This is a genomic window from Exiguobacterium sp. H66 (assembly GCF_018618705.1).
Lineage (GTDB): Bacteria > Bacillota > Bacilli > Exiguobacteriales > Exiguobacteriaceae > Exiguobacterium_A > Exiguobacterium_A oxidotolerans.
Map to the genome: position 1 here is coordinate 14,521 of NZ_JACSMQ010000005.1, position 13,817 is coordinate 28,337.

The 13,817-nt window shown below is 48.0% G+C and carries 15 protein-coding genes and 1 riboswitch; of the genes, 6 read left to right on the plus strand and 9 right to left on the minus strand.

Features of this window, described 5'->3' with window-relative positions; genetic code table 11:
- The first annotated feature begins 53 nt into the window (after positions 1 to 53).
- Positions 54 to 156: riboswitch (SAM riboswitch) on the plus strand.
- A gap of 60 nt (positions 157 to 216) precedes the next feature.
- Positions 217 to 975: an alpha/beta hydrolase gene (locus tag KNP88_RS09350; protein ID WP_214893417.1), complete on the plus strand. Its 759-nt coding sequence runs from the start codon at positions 217 to 219 to the stop codon at positions 973 to 975.
- 182 nt (positions 976 to 1,157) lie between these two features.
- Here the strand turns inward: KNP88_RS09350 and KNP88_RS09355 are convergent, their stop codons facing one another.
- On the minus strand, positions 1,158 to 1,775 hold the full coding sequence (locus KNP88_RS09355; RefSeq protein WP_034801409.1) for a thymidine kinase: 618 nt from the start codon (positions 1,773 to 1,775) through the stop codon (positions 1,158 to 1,160).
- 182 nt (positions 1,776 to 1,957) lie between these two features.
- Here KNP88_RS09355 and KNP88_RS09360 point away from each other — a divergent pair, with 182 nt between their 5' ends.
- Positions 1,958 to 2,608, plus strand: coding sequence for a DedA family protein (locus KNP88_RS09360; protein ID WP_214893419.1), 651 nt, complete (start codon positions 1,958 to 1,960; stop codon positions 2,606 to 2,608).
- 35 nt (positions 2,609 to 2,643) lie between these two features.
- Here KNP88_RS09360 and KNP88_RS09365 read toward each other — a convergent pair whose 3' ends face one another.
- Positions 2,644 to 2,889, minus strand: a complete 246-nt coding sequence (locus KNP88_RS09365) for a type B 50S ribosomal protein L31 (RefSeq protein WP_012371588.1) — start codon at positions 2,887 to 2,889, stop codon at positions 2,644 to 2,646.
- 97 nt (positions 2,890 to 2,986) lie between these two features.
- On the minus strand, positions 2,987 to 4,351 hold the full coding sequence (gene rho / locus KNP88_RS09370) for a transcription termination factor Rho (RefSeq protein WP_029331794.1): 1,365 nt from the start codon (positions 4,349 to 4,351) through the stop codon (positions 2,987 to 2,989).
- Between the two features lie 351 nt (positions 4,352 to 4,702).
- Here rho and KNP88_RS09375 point away from each other — a divergent pair, with 351 nt between their 5' ends.
- The 3 genes from KNP88_RS09375 (at position 4,703) to KNP88_RS15745 (ending at position 6,515) form a co-directional block, all read left to right on the plus strand.
- Complete coding sequence (locus KNP88_RS09375; RefSeq protein ID WP_088837995.1) at positions 4,703 to 5,389, plus strand: C40 family peptidase; 687 nt, start codon at positions 4,703 to 4,705, stop codon at positions 5,387 to 5,389.
- Positions 5,390 to 5,511: 122 nt separating this feature from the next.
- Positions 5,512 to 6,285, plus strand: coding sequence for an SDR family NAD(P)-dependent oxidoreductase (locus KNP88_RS09380; protein WP_214802905.1), 774 nt, complete (start codon positions 5,512 to 5,514; stop codon positions 6,283 to 6,285).
- 95 nt (positions 6,286 to 6,380) lie between these two features.
- A complete protein-coding gene (locus KNP88_RS15745) occupies positions 6,381 to 6,515 on the plus strand; it encodes a hypothetical protein (protein ID WP_256442617.1) in 135 nt (44 codons plus the stop codon).
- 275 nt (positions 6,516 to 6,790) lie between these two features.
- On the opposite strand, the gene glpX is transcribed toward KNP88_RS15745, so the two are convergent.
- The 5 genes from glpX to KNP88_RS09405 all read right to left on the minus strand — a co-directional run bounded on the left by glpX (position 6,791) and on the right by KNP88_RS09405 (position 11,242).
- Positions 6,791 to 7,756, minus strand: coding sequence for a class II fructose-bisphosphatase (gene glpX / locus KNP88_RS09385; RefSeq protein ID WP_029331797.1), 966 nt, complete (start codon positions 7,754 to 7,756; stop codon positions 6,791 to 6,793).
- Between the two features lie 32 nt (positions 7,757 to 7,788).
- Positions 7,789 to 9,039, minus strand: a complete 1,251-nt coding sequence (gene murA / locus KNP88_RS09390) for a UDP-N-acetylglucosamine 1-carboxyvinyltransferase (RefSeq protein ID WP_214893420.1) — start codon at positions 9,037 to 9,039, stop codon at positions 7,789 to 7,791.
- Positions 9,040 to 9,066: 27 nt separating this feature from the next.
- A complete protein-coding gene (fsa, locus tag KNP88_RS09395) occupies positions 9,067 to 9,714 on the minus strand; it encodes a fructose-6-phosphate aldolase (protein WP_029331801.1) in 648 nt (215 codons plus the stop codon).
- Positions 9,715 to 9,880: 166 nt separating this feature from the next.
- Complete coding sequence (gene fba / locus KNP88_RS09400) at positions 9,881 to 10,735, minus strand: class II fructose-1,6-bisphosphate aldolase (protein WP_214893421.1); 855 nt, start codon at positions 10,733 to 10,735, stop codon at positions 9,881 to 9,883.
- Between the two features lie 132 nt (positions 10,736 to 10,867).
- A complete protein-coding gene (locus KNP88_RS09405; protein WP_214893422.1) occupies positions 10,868 to 11,242 on the minus strand; it encodes a response regulator in 375 nt (124 codons plus the stop codon).
- A 94-nt stretch (positions 11,243 to 11,336) separates the two neighbouring features.
- On the opposite strand from KNP88_RS09405, the gene KNP88_RS09410 reads away from it, so the two are divergent.
- Positions 11,337 to 11,846, plus strand: a complete 510-nt coding sequence (locus tag KNP88_RS09410) for a DUF2529 family protein (protein WP_214893423.1) — start codon at positions 11,337 to 11,339, stop codon at positions 11,844 to 11,846.
- A gap of 148 nt (positions 11,847 to 11,994) precedes the next feature.
- Here KNP88_RS09410 and KNP88_RS09415 read toward each other — a convergent pair whose 3' ends face one another.
- Entirely contained in the window at positions 11,995 to 13,590 is a 1,596-nt protein-coding gene (locus KNP88_RS09415) for a CTP synthase (protein ID WP_029331814.1), read from the minus strand.
- Positions 13,591 to 13,817 lie beyond the last annotated feature (227 nt).

Below are 13,817 nucleotides of genomic sequence, written 5' to 3' on the forward strand. Positions count from 1 at the left end.
TATTTCAATCAATGCTATCCTCTTCACAATGATTATTCCGACAATCCCTATACGATATATCAAGAGTGGGCGAGAGATCTGGCTCTACGAACCCACGGCAACCTGCAACATGCAAGGTGCTCCGACCAGCAAAGCCGATGCTTTGGATGATACTTACGAGAATCTCGTAGTGCGCCTAAAGCACTACGAGTTTTTTAATAGAAGGAGGAACCCTTTATGAATTCATCATCACCTGTCCTGTTTGGCGCAGAAGCTTTTTTGATTGAACGAGGTCCAATCGGTATTTTACTGTCTCACGGTTTTAACGCAACCCCTCAAAGCGTCCGTACTGTCGGAGAGCAGTTTGCCGCCCAAGGGTTTACCGTGTATGCCCCGCGTCTCGACGGACACGGGACGAGCATCCGTGATTTCGAAGCGTCGACTGCCGAAGATTGGAAACAAAGCCTCCGCCAAGGGTTCGACGTCTTAACCAATCATTGTTCGTCCATTTTCATCGCCGGACAATCGATGGGTGCGACACTTGCCCTTGCACTCGTCGCGGAAGGATTACCTGCTAACGGATTGATTACGATCAATGCAGCACTAGCGATTCCTGCCTATGAAGCATTATCTTTTGAAGACTGTCCACGCTACTTAAAAGAAAGTACCCCAGACATTAAACGTGAAGCGTTTGAAATCATCTATGACCAGGTCCCTGTCGTCTGCGCATCGGAACTTTTGACCTTGATTGACCAGACACGTCCACTCTTACCAGCCATCGAGATTCCAACACTTATTTTATATTCTGCCGAAGACCATGTCGTCCCGCCTGAAAGTTCGGATTACCTTTATCAAGTCATCGGTTCGACGGACAAACGGAGCTATTGCCTGCTTGACTCCTATCATGTCGCGACCCTCGATTATGATCAAGAAGCGATTGTCCGCGAGGCAACACACTTTGTGCACCAATATAGTCGTTTGACCCACACCGGTTGATGTCTTTCCTGCGCGAAAGCAAGGGATGAAGACTGTTTCGATGCGTGTTTCAAGCATCGACTAAGCCGTCCAAAACAATATGAATGCGCAAAAAAATGGCCGATGCTCCCTTGAAACGATGGGAGTATCGGCCATTTGATTGATGTTGTCCTGACTGATGAATCAGTCCTTCGTTTACTTCATCAGTTCTGTTGCTGTTTCTTCCATTGTTGCAGGGCTTGCGATTTCCCCGGCACTTCATGGCAGTGGCGGCAACGCGGCTCATACGACTCTGACGCGCCGACTAAAATGATTGGATCATTGTAGTTGGCAGGTCGACCGTCGATTAAACGTTGCGTCCGCGATGCCGGGTCACCGCACGACAGGCAGATCGCCTGCAGTTTCGTGACGAACTCTGCCCGTGCGAGAAGTTCCGGCATCTTACCGAATGGTTCCGCCCGGAAGTCTTGATCGAGTCCGGCACAGATGACACGTTTTCCGTCCTGCGCGAGGGCCTCGATGACATCGACGATTTCATCATCAAAGAACTGAACTTCGTCAATCGCGACCACTTGTGTCTCTTGTGCGACTGCCGCGTACACGTCACGGCTCGTCGCCATCGGTACCGCGATGACAGAGTTGCCGACGTGCGAAACGACATGTTCTTCATGATAACGGTCGTCAATTGCCGGTTTAAACACTTGGACCGGCAACTTCCCGTACTGAGCCCGGCGAACGCGTCGAATCAGTTCTTCCGACTTACCAGAGAACATACTTCCGCAAATCACTTCAATCCAACCATACTGATTTATTACATGCATCATTGCAGACACCGTCCTCTAAAATTAGTCACTTTAACGAGTATAGCCCGAATCGAATATAAGGAAAAGAGTTGACTTCTCGAAATCAAAAATCCATCCGTTCATTCCCATGATTCCCCACCTTGTCGTTTTAACCAGTCCTCATTTCCTGTACACTATAGAAGAAGAATTTATGAAGGAAGGTGTTCCCGATCCATCACATATTACATGAAGTGCTTCATCAATATGGTTCATTCGGACTTGCGATCCTTCTAGCCGGGGGGATCATCGGGCTTCCTGTTCCGGATGAAACGTTACTGATCATGTCCGGTTTTTGGATGCATCAAGGTAATCTACCCTTAATCGGAACGATTCTCGCCGCTTACGCCGGAAGCTGTATCGGGATGACGATCAGCTACCTGCTTGGTCTGAAACTCGGAATGCCGTTGCTTCATCGAATCGGACCGAAGTTTCGCATTTCTGAAAAACACATTGTCACAGCAGAAGCCGGCTTTCTTCGTTACGGCAAGTCGGTCTTGATTATCGGTTACTACATACCTGGACTTCGCCAACTGTCCGCTTTTTTTGCCGGTGTTTCGAAGATGCCGTTTCGGGTTTTCGCCGCCTATGCGTATACCGGGGCTTTGATTTGGATTAGTGTCTTTCTCGGCGCAGGTTTTTTCCTCGGCCGACATTTTTCCTTCAGTCGTCTCTTCGAACAATTCGCGACAAATCCTGACTTGCTCCCGTACGTCACCGGCATTGCCGGCGCAATCGGCTCATCGTTCGTGTTGAAGACTTACCTTACCTATCGCGCCCAGTTCAGTCTATACAAAAACAGCCTGCTCCAGTGATGGAGACAGGCTGTTTTTTAATGGATAGGTCGCAATTACTTGCGGCCGTATTTTTTGTTGAAGCGATCGACACGACCGTCTGCAGCGTTGAACTTTTGACGACCAGTGTAGAATGGGTGCGAGTCCGAAGACACATCCACGCGGATGAGTGGGTACTCGTTTCCATCTTCCCAAGTGATTGTTTCGTTCGAAGAACGAGTAGAACCAGTTAAGAATTTGTACTCAGTAGTTGAATCCATAAATACAACTTTGTTGTAGTTTGGGTGAATTCCTTGTTTCATGGTTGATTTCTCTCCTTCCGCCCTGGTTCATTTGCTGAGCCAGAGTAAGTTACCTTCCTATACTAAACGATTTTTCATCGTCTCGCAATACCTATTTTCAAGTCGGTGTATCTGTTTTGATCGTCCGTGGTTTAGCTGCTGCCCGGCGAATCGGCTTCTTCTTTTCCTTCAACAGTTCAACGAAGAATTCTTCATTATTTTTCGTATCCTTAATCTTGCGCAAGAAACTGTCGACGAACTCGTTTGATTCATTCATCGTCCGACGAATCGTCCACAACGCATCGAGTTGATCTTTCGGTAGGAGCAACTCTTCTTTCCGTGTGCCGGATTTCCGGATATCGATCGCCGGGAAGATGCGACGCTCTGATAGTTTACGGTCAAGATGAAGCTCCATGTTGCCGGTCCCTTTAAATTCTTCATAGATGACATCGTCCATCCGTGAACCGGTCTCAACGAGTGCTGTCGCGAGAATCGTCAAACTGCCGCCATGTTCGATGTTCCGTGCTGCTCCGAAGAAACGTTTCGGTTTATGGAAGGCAGCCGGGTCAATCCCCCCTGATAAGGTCCGTCCGCTTTGCGGGACGGTCAGGTTATAGGCACGCGTCAGACGTGTGATCGAGTCCATCAAGATGACGACATCTTTTTTATGCTCGACGAGACGCATCGCCCGCTCAAGGACGAGTTCTGAAATCCGAACGTGATTATCCGGTGTCTCATCAAACGTCGAACTGACGACGTCTGCTCCCGGTACGGAACGTTCGATATCCGTCACTTCCTCCGGTCGTTCATCAATCAAAAGAATGATTAACTCAACATCCGGATGGTTGACTTGAATCGAATTCGCAATCTCTTTTAACAAGGACGTCTTCCCTGCCTTCGGTGGTGCGACAATCAATCCGCGTTGCCCGAATCCGACCGGCGCAATCATGTCCATGACACGAACCGACAGATGACGCGGTTCTGTTTCAAGACGCATTAAACGATCGGGGTAGATCGGTGTCAGCGCAGGGAAGAATAAACGGTTTCGTGCCGTGTCCGGCGCTTCTCCATTCACTGCTTCAACGCTCAATAAACCTTGGAAACGTTCATTTTCCTTCGGTGGCCGGACTTTTCCCGTGACGACATCTCCATTACGAAGATTAAAACGACGAATTTGTGAAGCGGCGATGTAGATATCTTCAGAGGATTGTGAGTAGTTGATGGGACGAAGGAAGCCGAAGCCACCATCGTTTTGCATCTGTGGATTGCCGGGGATGACTTCAAGCACCCCTTCGAGGAAGTAGAGACCGGTTGATTCTGCTTGTGCTTTTAAAATCTTGAACATTAACTCACGCTTTCGCGCTTCCCGGTATTGCGGAACATTTTTTGCTTTCGCAATTTCATATAGATCCTTCAATGTCAGATTACCGAGTTGGGCAAGTGTATAGGAACGTTCTGGTTTATCGGTTTTTTCAGTTGGCATATGCATTCACCTATTCTTTATAAATTCAACAGCAAAGTTCTGTAACGTATTTAATGATAAAGCAAAAAAATCTTTTGTGAATTAAAGGTATCACATATCTACCACTTTCGTCGTGATTTAGCGAATGGAAATTTCTTCTTTGTAATATTCCACGATATTATTGCAGTTATATTACAAAAAAGCGGTATTTTGTAGCGGAACTGAAAAAACGTTTTCACACGACCGCATGCTAAGATATTCCTGCAGAGAAAAACTTACAAAGTCGTAAGGATGACTGCCTAAACAAACACTTAATGATTTCATTATATAACTCGGTCACATAAATTTTAATTAAAATGGAGGAATTCACATATGAAACGTTTTCTAGCATCGGTCGCGACAGCAGCATTAGTGGTTTCAGGTTTTGCATCAGTGGGAACAGGTAAAGTTGAAGCTGCTACAATTACTAAAGTCAAAATCATGGATAACGGATTACGCGTTCGTTCAGGTGCCTCTACAAAATCTTCAATCGTCGGTAAAGTTAACGCAGGTCAAACATTCCGTTATAAAGGAAAGTCAGGTAGCTGGACGAAGATTTATTACGGTGGGAAAACACGTTACGTGTACACGAAGTATACAAAAACATACAAGAAAAAAACATCAACTTCAACAGCTAAGAAAACAACGACTTCTTCTTCAACACGTACAAAGATCTTAAGCGAAGCAGCAAAACATAAAGGTACGCCTTACGTCTGGGGCGGTACAACAACACGCGGTTTTGATTGCTCTGGTTTCACAAGCTACGTTTATAAGAAAGCAGCTGGAAAAACACTTCCACGCTCGTCTTCTTCACAATACTCTTCATCTAAGAAAGTCAGCGTCTCAAGCGTTCAACCGGGAGATCTCGTCTTCTTCTCACACGGTAGCGGCATCCAACACGTTGGTATCGCGACAAGCAAGACAAGCATGGTCAACTCGGAAACGGGTGGCGTTAAATACTCAAGCTTCAAATCAGGATACTGGGGTTCACGTCTCGTCGGAGCCGGTTCTTACCTTTAATCCAAACACGATCGACCAAGCGGTTGAGCATCGGCTCAATCGCTTTTTTGTTTGTTCTGCGCTATCGTCTAGTTAATACCCTTTTTCTATCAATTCAATCCACGAAACAGGAGCGTGATCCTATGAACGTATTGATTACAGGAGCCTCGGCAGGCATCGGTCGCGAGCTCGCACGGTTACATGGCATGCAAGGAGATCATCTGCTGCTCGTCGGGCGCAATGCCGAAAAACTGTTCGAGACGAAGTATCTCGTCGAACAAGAAGGAGGAACGGCTGAGGTCTATCCTTACGATATCGGACAGCCCCTCCACATCGAAGCCCTCCTTCGGGCGACAAAAGATGATTCGGTCGATCTCTTAATCAACAATGCCGGCTTCGGATTATTTGGTGAGTTTCTCGAAACCGAACTTTCACGCGAACTGAACATGATTGATGTCAACATCCGAGCCCTGACTCATCTGACAAAAGCTTATGCACAGCGGATGCGGGACCAAGGTATACAAGGTCGGATCGTACAGATCGCTTCGACGGCAGCATTTCAAGCCGGTCCGTTCCTAGCCGTCTATTATGCAACAAAAGCCTACGTCTTAAGTTTTTCCGAAGCTTTAGCAGAGGAACTCGCGCCTTACGGCATTCAAGTCACGGCGGTTTGTCCCGGTGCGACCCATACCGATTTCGAAGCGACGGCCGGCCTGTCTGCTTCCCGTTTGTTTAAACGCCCCGGCATCATGGATGCGCCAACCGTCGCTAAGCTATCCTTCGATGGATACATGCAAGGCAAGACGCTGGTGATTCCTGGTGCAAGCAATGCCTTCTATGTTTTCCTGACGCGGCTCTTACCACGTCAAACACTCACAAAGATGAGCGCTTCCGTCCAAGCACCGTTGAAAGAATAGTTGGTTCACAAAAGAAAAAGACCTTTCCGAAAAAATCGGAAAGGTCTTTCAGCGTGTAGACAAACTATTAAAAAGCGTAAACATATGGTATCGAGATGCAATCCGTTCGCGCTTCCCTGTCTCGCCTCGTCTTCAAAGCGGCAATCGGTCACGCCGCTACAGCAAAGCTGCAGGGTCGCGACCGATTGCTTTTCGCGGTTCTAAGCGATTCGAAACGGATTGCGCTCTAAAACGTCTCCATGCCCTTCTTTTTGGTCACGGTATTAGCTAAAAAGCGTCATGTTTCGTTGACTCCTACGGGGAAAAGTGCGTTTTTAACGCACGTTCAGAGGCAGGCAAGACCCTGCTCGTTGTCCGTAAGGACCAAGGAGCAACGGCTTGCGCCTCGCCCGAGGAAAGCAACGAATAAAGACGCTTTTTCTCCTGATAGCACTTTGTCTACAGTCTGAAAGACCTTTCCGAAAAAATCGGAAAGGTCTTTCTTTGTTTTGCTCAGTTTCATGCATTACTTGATGACGAGCTTCGGTTTCTTTTTGAACGAGTGATGTCCTTCGACGAAACGAACGGTTCCTGATTTTGCGCGCATGACGACAGAGTGCGTTTGTCCACCTTGGCCGGAGAACTGAACACCTTTCATCAGCTCGCTGTCCGTTACGCCCGTTGCAGCAAAGATACAGTCATCTCCTGAAACAAGATCGTCCATCATGAGGATTTTTGACGGATCTTCAATCCCCATCTTCTTACAGCGTGCGACTTCCGCCTCGTCTGCCGGAAGCAGACGACCTTGGAGTTCACCACCGAGACACTTGAGTGCTACGGCTGCGAGTACGCCTTCCGGTGCCCCACCTGAACCGAGCAGTAAATCAATCCCTGTATGCGGGAATGCGGTATTGATTGCCGCTGCGACATCGCCGTCACCAATCAAGCGAATCCGTGCTCCCGTTGCCCGAATCCGTTGAATGACTTCTTCATGACGTTCACGATCAAGAATCGAGACGACGACGTCTTCGATGTCTTTATTTTTAGCTTTCGCGACAGCGGCGATGTTTTCTTCAATCGTCGCATCTAAGCTGACGTGACCTGCCGCTTCCGGACCGACAGCAATTTTATCCATATACATGTCCGGTGCATGGAGCAAATCGCCAGCATCTGCAACAGCGAGTACGGCAAGCGCACCCCATGTTCCTTTTGCGACGATGTTCGTTCCTTCAAGCGGGTCGACGGCAACATCGAGTCGTGGGCCATATCCATTTCCAAGCTTTTCTCCAATGTAGAGCATCGGTGCTTCATCCATCTCACCTTCGCCAATGACGACCGTTCCCTTCATCGGGATCGTATCGAAGACATCACGCATTGCGCTCGTCGCCGCGTCATCTGCCTCATTCTTCAAACCTTTCCCCATCCAGCGGGCAGAGGCAAGTGCCGCTGCCTCCGTTACGCGTACAAGTTCCATTGATAGACTTCTTTCCATGTGTATGTCCCCTCTCTTTTGCTAAAAATCGGTCAGACCGTTTCGCGCCATACGAGGGCCCCGAGCCCTTTTAACTTTTCATCGAACCGTTCATAACTTTGATCGATGAGTTCAGCATGATGCAACAACGTTTCGCCTGAAGCGAGCATTCCACTTAGAACGAGTGCTGCCGCGCCACGCGGATCTTTCGCCTCGAGTTCTGTCCCAAACAACGTTTCACCACCGCGGATGATGATGGAAGCAGCATCCTCATGCGTAATCCGTGCACTCAGGCGACGCATTTCTTGGACGTGACGGAAACGTTGGGGGTACAGCTTATCAACGACGATGCTCGCACCCTTCGCTTGCAGAAGCGCCGCTGAGATGATTGGTTGCATGTCACTCGGAAACCCACCGTAATGGAAAACCCTGATATCGACCGGTTTCATTTCCCCGATTGAAGCCGTGACTGCATCGTCTGCGACTTCAACCTTCGCACCGAACCGTTCGAGCTTTTGAATGATGCTTTCCAGATGTAACGGAATGACGTTGTCGACCGTGACGCGTCCAAGGACGGCGCCCATCGTCAGAAACGTTCCCGCCTCCATCCGGTCAGGAATCAGTGTATGACGACAGCCTTGAAGCGATTTAATCCCTTTGATGCGAATTTCATCGGTCCCTGCACCTTTGACACTCGCTCCCATGTTCGTAAGCATCGTACTGACATCGATCACTTCCGGATCACAGGCGGCATTTTCAATCACTGTCGTTCCTTCAGCCATGACGGCGACGAGTAACGCACTGATTGTCGCACCGAAGGAAGGTAAATCAAGATAGATGCGGTTACCCTTTAACTCTTCGACACGCATGTAGTAAACACCTTGTTCGTTCCGCATCGAAACACCGAGACGCTCGAGTGCTTTAATATGCAAATCAATCGGTCGAGGACCGATGGCATAGCCACCGGGTAGACCGACGACCCCCTGTTTAAATCGCGCTGCAAGAATGCTCATGAGGTAGATTGATCCACGTAATTTCCGTGTCTCCGCTCCCGTCAAAGGCATTGGTTCGACTTGACTCGGGTCAATCGTCACCATATCGCCTTGACGTGTCACGACGGCTCCAAGCGTCTCCATGATTTGGATCATCGTCGTAACGTCGCCAATGTCCGGCACACCCTCAAGTACGACTTGCTGATCCGTCAAGAGTGCGGCCGCGAGGCATGGAATCGCACTTTGTTTCGAACCGCTGATCAAGACCGTTCCTTCAAGGCGTTGTTGCCCTACGATATGCAAAATGTCCACTATCCATCAACCTTTCTTCACCATCTATTATTGCTGGGCTTTTTCCCAGTCCGCGAGAAACTTCTCGATTCCTTGAGTCGTCAATGGGTGGTGTGTCAACGACTCAATGACGTTGAACGGAATCGTCGCGATATCTGCACCTGCAAGTGCTGCATTCGTGACATGAATCGGATTACGAATCGATGCTGCAATGATTTGTGTCGGAATATCATGGACAACGAAGATTTGCGCAATCGTTTCGACGAGTCCCATTCCATCTTGCCCGATGTCATCGAGACGTCCGAGGAACGGCGAAACGTATGTCGCTCCAGCACGTGCTGCGAGAAGTGCCTGGTTCGGATTGAAAATCAATGTCACGTTCGTCGTAATTTTTTCTTTTGACAATGCTGCAACTGCCTCAAGACCAGCAGGTGTCATCGGAACCTTTACCGTAATGTTCGGTGCGATTTGTGCGAGTTCCTTCCCTTCACGAATCATTCCTTCTGCATCGAGTGCGATGACTTCCGCACTGACGGATACATCCCCGACGATTTCACAAATCTCACGGAGACGTGTATGGAAGTCGACGCCTTCTTTCGCGACGAGTGATGGATTTGTCGTAACCCCATCTAAAATCCCCATTTTATGTGCTTTTTTAATATCCTCTACGTTCGCTGTGTCGATAAAAAATCTCATTTTAATCTTTCCCCTTTCATCCCTTAAAGTATTCCCTTGAAATCGCTTACTGTTCCATTATAAATTTTTTTCGCCCGAAGTCCTAACGTTTTCCAAAAACAGTTTGCTTTCTAGATGAAAAAAAATGCGATAGACCGGAGTCTACCGCATTTTAGAAGGATAAAAATTATGCTTTGTTGCTTGAACCAAACTCACGCATCTTGCCGATGACTGTTTGTTTGATTGCTTCGCGACCTGGTGCGATGAATACGCGTGGGTCATATGCTTCTGGTTTCTCAGCCAATACTTCGCGAACGACTTTCGCGAATGAGATTTGGTTCTCTGTGTTGACGTTGATTTTAGAAGTACCGAGCGAAATCGCTTTTTCGATATCGTGCGTCGGGATTCCAGTACCACCGTGAAGAACGAGTGGAAGGTCTGTCGCGTTACGGATTTCTTCCATTTCAGCAAAACCAAGGTTTGGTTCACCTTTGTAAGGTCCGTGTACAGAACCGAGTGCTGGAGCGAGCGTGTCGATTCCTGTTTCTTTAACGATGCGAACGCACTCGTCAAGTTTGGCGTACATAACGTCACCGACGACGTCGTCTTCTTGTCCACCGACAGTTCCAACTTCTGCTTCTACAGAAACACCTTTAGCGTGTGCATATTCAACAACTGCTTTAGTTGTTTCGATGTTTGTGTCGATTGGGCTGTGTGAATCATCGATCATTACAGATGTAAATCCAGCGTCGATCGCTTCTTTACATTTTTCAATGCTTGAACCGTGGTCGAGGTGAATTGCAACAGGAACTGTTACCTTCATGTCGTGAACGAGACCTTCTACCATTTTAACAACTGTGTAGAATCCGCCCATGTGACGTGCTGCACCTTCAGATACACCAAGGATAACTGGTGATTGCTCTTCTTGAGCCGCACCGAGAATCGCTTGTGTCCACTCGAGGTTGTTGATGTTGAATTGACCTACTGCATACTTACCTTCGAGAGCTTTGTTTAACATGTCTGTCATAGATACTAATGGCATAATGACATCCTCCTCTGTTTTGATCGCTGCTTACACGGGATCGTGTAATTTCAGACTGATTATAACATACTGATTCGCTTGAACGTACAGCATTTCACTCAGTTTTCAGGTTTGTGTCGACGACGTGAAGGATTAACCGCTTACATCGCTCGAAATCTGCACAGTCACTTCTTTTTTCAGTTCAAAGATATCAAACGGCTTTCCGAAGAAGGCGACGACGCCGAGTCGTTTCGCTTCTTCCATCGCTTCTTTTTCACTGAGCGCCGTCATTAAAATCGTCCGGACCGGACGTCCGATTTGGTCTTGATGACGCAACACTTCAATTCCCGTTTTGCCAGGCATGTTGACGTCCATCAACAGCAGATCGTAATCCGCTTCGCGTAATCGTTCGATCGTCTCGATTCCATCGACCGCTAAATCCGTGATGTACCCTTGCGCCTTGAATAACTGTGCCAATAAATTCCGAATGCCCGGCTCATCTTCTGCGATGAGTAGTCTCCCTTTCATCTTTCACACTCCCCCTCTAGTTATTTCCATTCTACATTAAAGTAAAACTTGCTATATACTGTCTGTGATAGAAATTTAGAGAGGATGTTCACCCATGATGAAAATTTTAGCGACTCAATTCAATGGAAAACTTCAAAGTCTCGTCAAACAAGAGGATGAATTGTTCGATGTCGTCCGTTTGCTGGCTCAAGCGCTCGTCGGAGAGGGTACCGTTTATGTTGATGCTTACGGCGAATTCGAAGGCCTTTATCCGATGTTGTCCGAAGGTCCGGACCAAATGAAACGTGTCTCAAAGATTAAAAATCATAAAACACTCCATGCCGTCGACCGGATTCTCATATTTACACCGGATACGGAACGCCCCGACTTCCAAGCATCACTCGCCCGCTATGACTCATGGCATACACCATATGCGATTGTCACGCTTGGAGATGTAACGGAGACGCTCGAGCGCTCCATCGCACCACTCGCCTTAAAATTCAATAAAGGGTTGCTCCCGGCTGAAGACGGCTCGCGTCACGGGTTGCCAAGCCTTGCCCTCGGAGCCTTTTTGCTGACACATATCTTGACGCAACTGCAAGAGATGACGGAAGAGTGGGATTGACGCTTTTCTTCTATAGTAATATGGATTGGATTTGATAGGCGATTGTTAAGATTCAAAGGGTACATCGTATACCATCCAAAATAATCTCTACACGCCAAACCCCCTGTTTCCGCTTGGAGACAGGGGGTTGATTTGCTTGTCCTACTTCTTATTCTCCAAGTGACGCTCGGATGAAGTCATGGAAGAGTGCTTGCGGACGTTCTGGACGTGAAATCAATTCCGGGTGGAACTGACACGCGACGAACCATTTGTGTTCTGGAATCTCGATGATTTCAACGAGACGGCCGTCCGGACTCGTACCCGAGAAAATCATGCCGTTCGCTTCGAACTGCTCACGGAACTCGTTCCCGAACTCATAACGGTGACGGTGACGTTCGTAGACAAGCTCGCTCGAATACGCCGCACGTGCTTTTGAACCTTCTTCAAGCTTACACGGGTAAAGACCGAGACGCAGCGTTCCACCGAGATCTTCGATGTCCTTTTGTTCAGGGAGCAAGTCGATGATCGGATATGGTGTCGACGGGTCGATTTCAGCCGAGTGTGCGCCTTCGAGGTTCAAGACGTTACGTGCGAATTCGACTGTTGCAAGCTGCATGCCGAGACAGATGCCGAAGAACGGAACGTTGTTTTCACGCGCGAAACGCGTCGCTTCGATTTTTCCTTCGATGCCGCGTTCTCCGAATCCGCCTGGAACGAGAATTCCATCTGCTGAACCAAGTAATTCGGCGACGTTTTCACGCGTCACGTCTTCTGCATTGATCCAGTCGATGTCGATGTCACTATTGAAGGCGAAACCGGCGTGTTTGAGCGATTCAGCAACTGAGATGTACGCGTCACGGAGCTCAACGTATTTTCCGACGAGTGCAATCTTCGTTTTTTTCTCAAGATGCGTCACCGTATGGACGAGTTGCTTCCACGCTGTCATGTCAGCTGACGGTGTATCGAACTTGAAGTAATCGCAAACGAGTTGATCCATGCCTTGACGTTGCAAGTTGAGCGGTACTTCGTATAATGTCGATGCATCTTGTGCTTCGATGACGGCTTCCGGACGTGTATCACAGAAGAGTGCGATTTTATCTTTCATTTCTTGCGGGACCGCATGCTCTGAACGAAGCACGATGATATCCGGCTGAATTCCGTAGCTGCGGAGTTCTTTGACACTGTGTTGTGTCGGTTTCGTTTTCAATTCACCTGCTGCTGCAAGATACGGGACGAGCGTACAGTGAACATACATGACGTTTTCTTTTCCGATATCGTTCTTGACTTGGCGAATGGCTTCGATGAACGGAAGCGACTCGATATCCCCTACTGTTCCACCAATCTCCGTGATGACGACATCTGCGCCTGTCTCTTTACCGGCACGGAAGACACGATCCTTGATTTCATTCGTGATGTGCGGAATGACCTGAACCGTTCCACCGTTGTAATCACCGCGACGCTCTTTTTTGAGAACTGTCGAATAGATGCGACCGGATGTCACGTTTGCGTTTTGGCTCAAGTTGATGTCGATGAAACGCTCGTAGTGACCTAAATCAAGATCGGTCTCAGCGCCATCATCCGTTACGAATACTTCACCGTGTTGATATGGGCTCATCGTACCTGGATCGATGTTGATGTATGGGTCAAATTTTTGAATCGTGACGTTCAGACCACGGTTTTTGAGCAACCGTGCGAGTGAAGCAGCCGTGATTCCTTTTCCAAGCGAAGATACTACCCCACCGGTTACGAAAATATACTTTGTCATGAATAAAATGCTCCCTTCTCAAGTCCAAAAATCTAGCAGAGGTCTAATAAAATAAAAAAAGCAAAAGTGCCCCCATTTGCAGGAGACACTTTTGCTGAAATTAAGCACGTTGCTTAAAGAAGCCCATGACTAACTTACGTCATTCCGAAAACTTCGTCAAGCAGATTTTTAACAAATAAAAATCTTTCGTCCTTAGTCAGCCGTCAATGAAAAAACTACGATTTCTT

Bases quoted from the DNA above. Each gene is read 5' to 3' on its own strand.
- KNP88_RS09350 (WP_214893417.1), top strand. From the start codon at position 217: ATGAATTCATCATCACCTGTCCTGTTTGGCGCAGAAGCTTTTTTGATT.
- KNP88_RS09355 (WP_034801409.1), bottom strand. From the start codon at position 1,775: ATGCATGTAATAAATCAGTATGGTTGGATTGAAGTGATTTGCGGAAGT.
- KNP88_RS09365 (WP_012371588.1), bottom strand. From the start codon at position 2,889: ATGAAACAAGGAATTCACCCAAACTACAACAAAGTTGTATTTATGGAT.
- rho (WP_029331794.1), bottom strand. From the start codon at position 4,351: ATGCCAACTGAAAAAACCGATAAACCAGAACGTTCCTATACACTTGCC.
- KNP88_RS09375 (WP_088837995.1), top strand. From the start codon at position 4,703: ATGAAACGTTTTCTAGCATCGGTCGCGACAGCAGCATTAGTGGTTTCA.
- KNP88_RS09380 (WP_214802905.1), top strand. From the start codon at position 5,512: ATGAACGTATTGATTACAGGAGCCTCGGCAGGCATCGGTCGCGAGCTC.
- KNP88_RS15745 (WP_256442617.1), top strand. From the start codon at position 6,381: ATGCAATCCGTTCGCGCTTCCCTGTCTCGCCTCGTCTTCAAAGCGGCA.
- glpX (WP_029331797.1), bottom strand. From the start codon at position 7,756: ATGGAAAGAAGTCTATCAATGGAACTTGTACGCGTAACGGAGGCAGCG.
- fsa (WP_029331801.1), bottom strand. From the start codon at position 9,714: ATGAGATTTTTTATCGACACAGCGAACGTAGAGGATATTAAAAAAGCA.
- fba (WP_214893421.1), bottom strand. From the start codon at position 10,735: ATGCCATTAGTATCTATGACAGACATGTTAAACAAAGCTCTCGAAGGT.
- KNP88_RS09405 (WP_214893422.1), bottom strand. From the start codon at position 11,242: ATGAAAGGGAGACTACTCATCGCAGAAGATGAGCCGGGCATTCGGAAT.
- KNP88_RS09410 (WP_214893423.1), top strand. From the start codon at position 11,337: ATGATGAAAATTTTAGCGACTCAATTCAATGGAAAACTTCAAAGTCTC.
- KNP88_RS09415 (WP_029331814.1), bottom strand. From the start codon at position 13,590: ATGACAAAGTATATTTTCGTAACCGGTGGGGTAGTATCTTCGCTTGGA.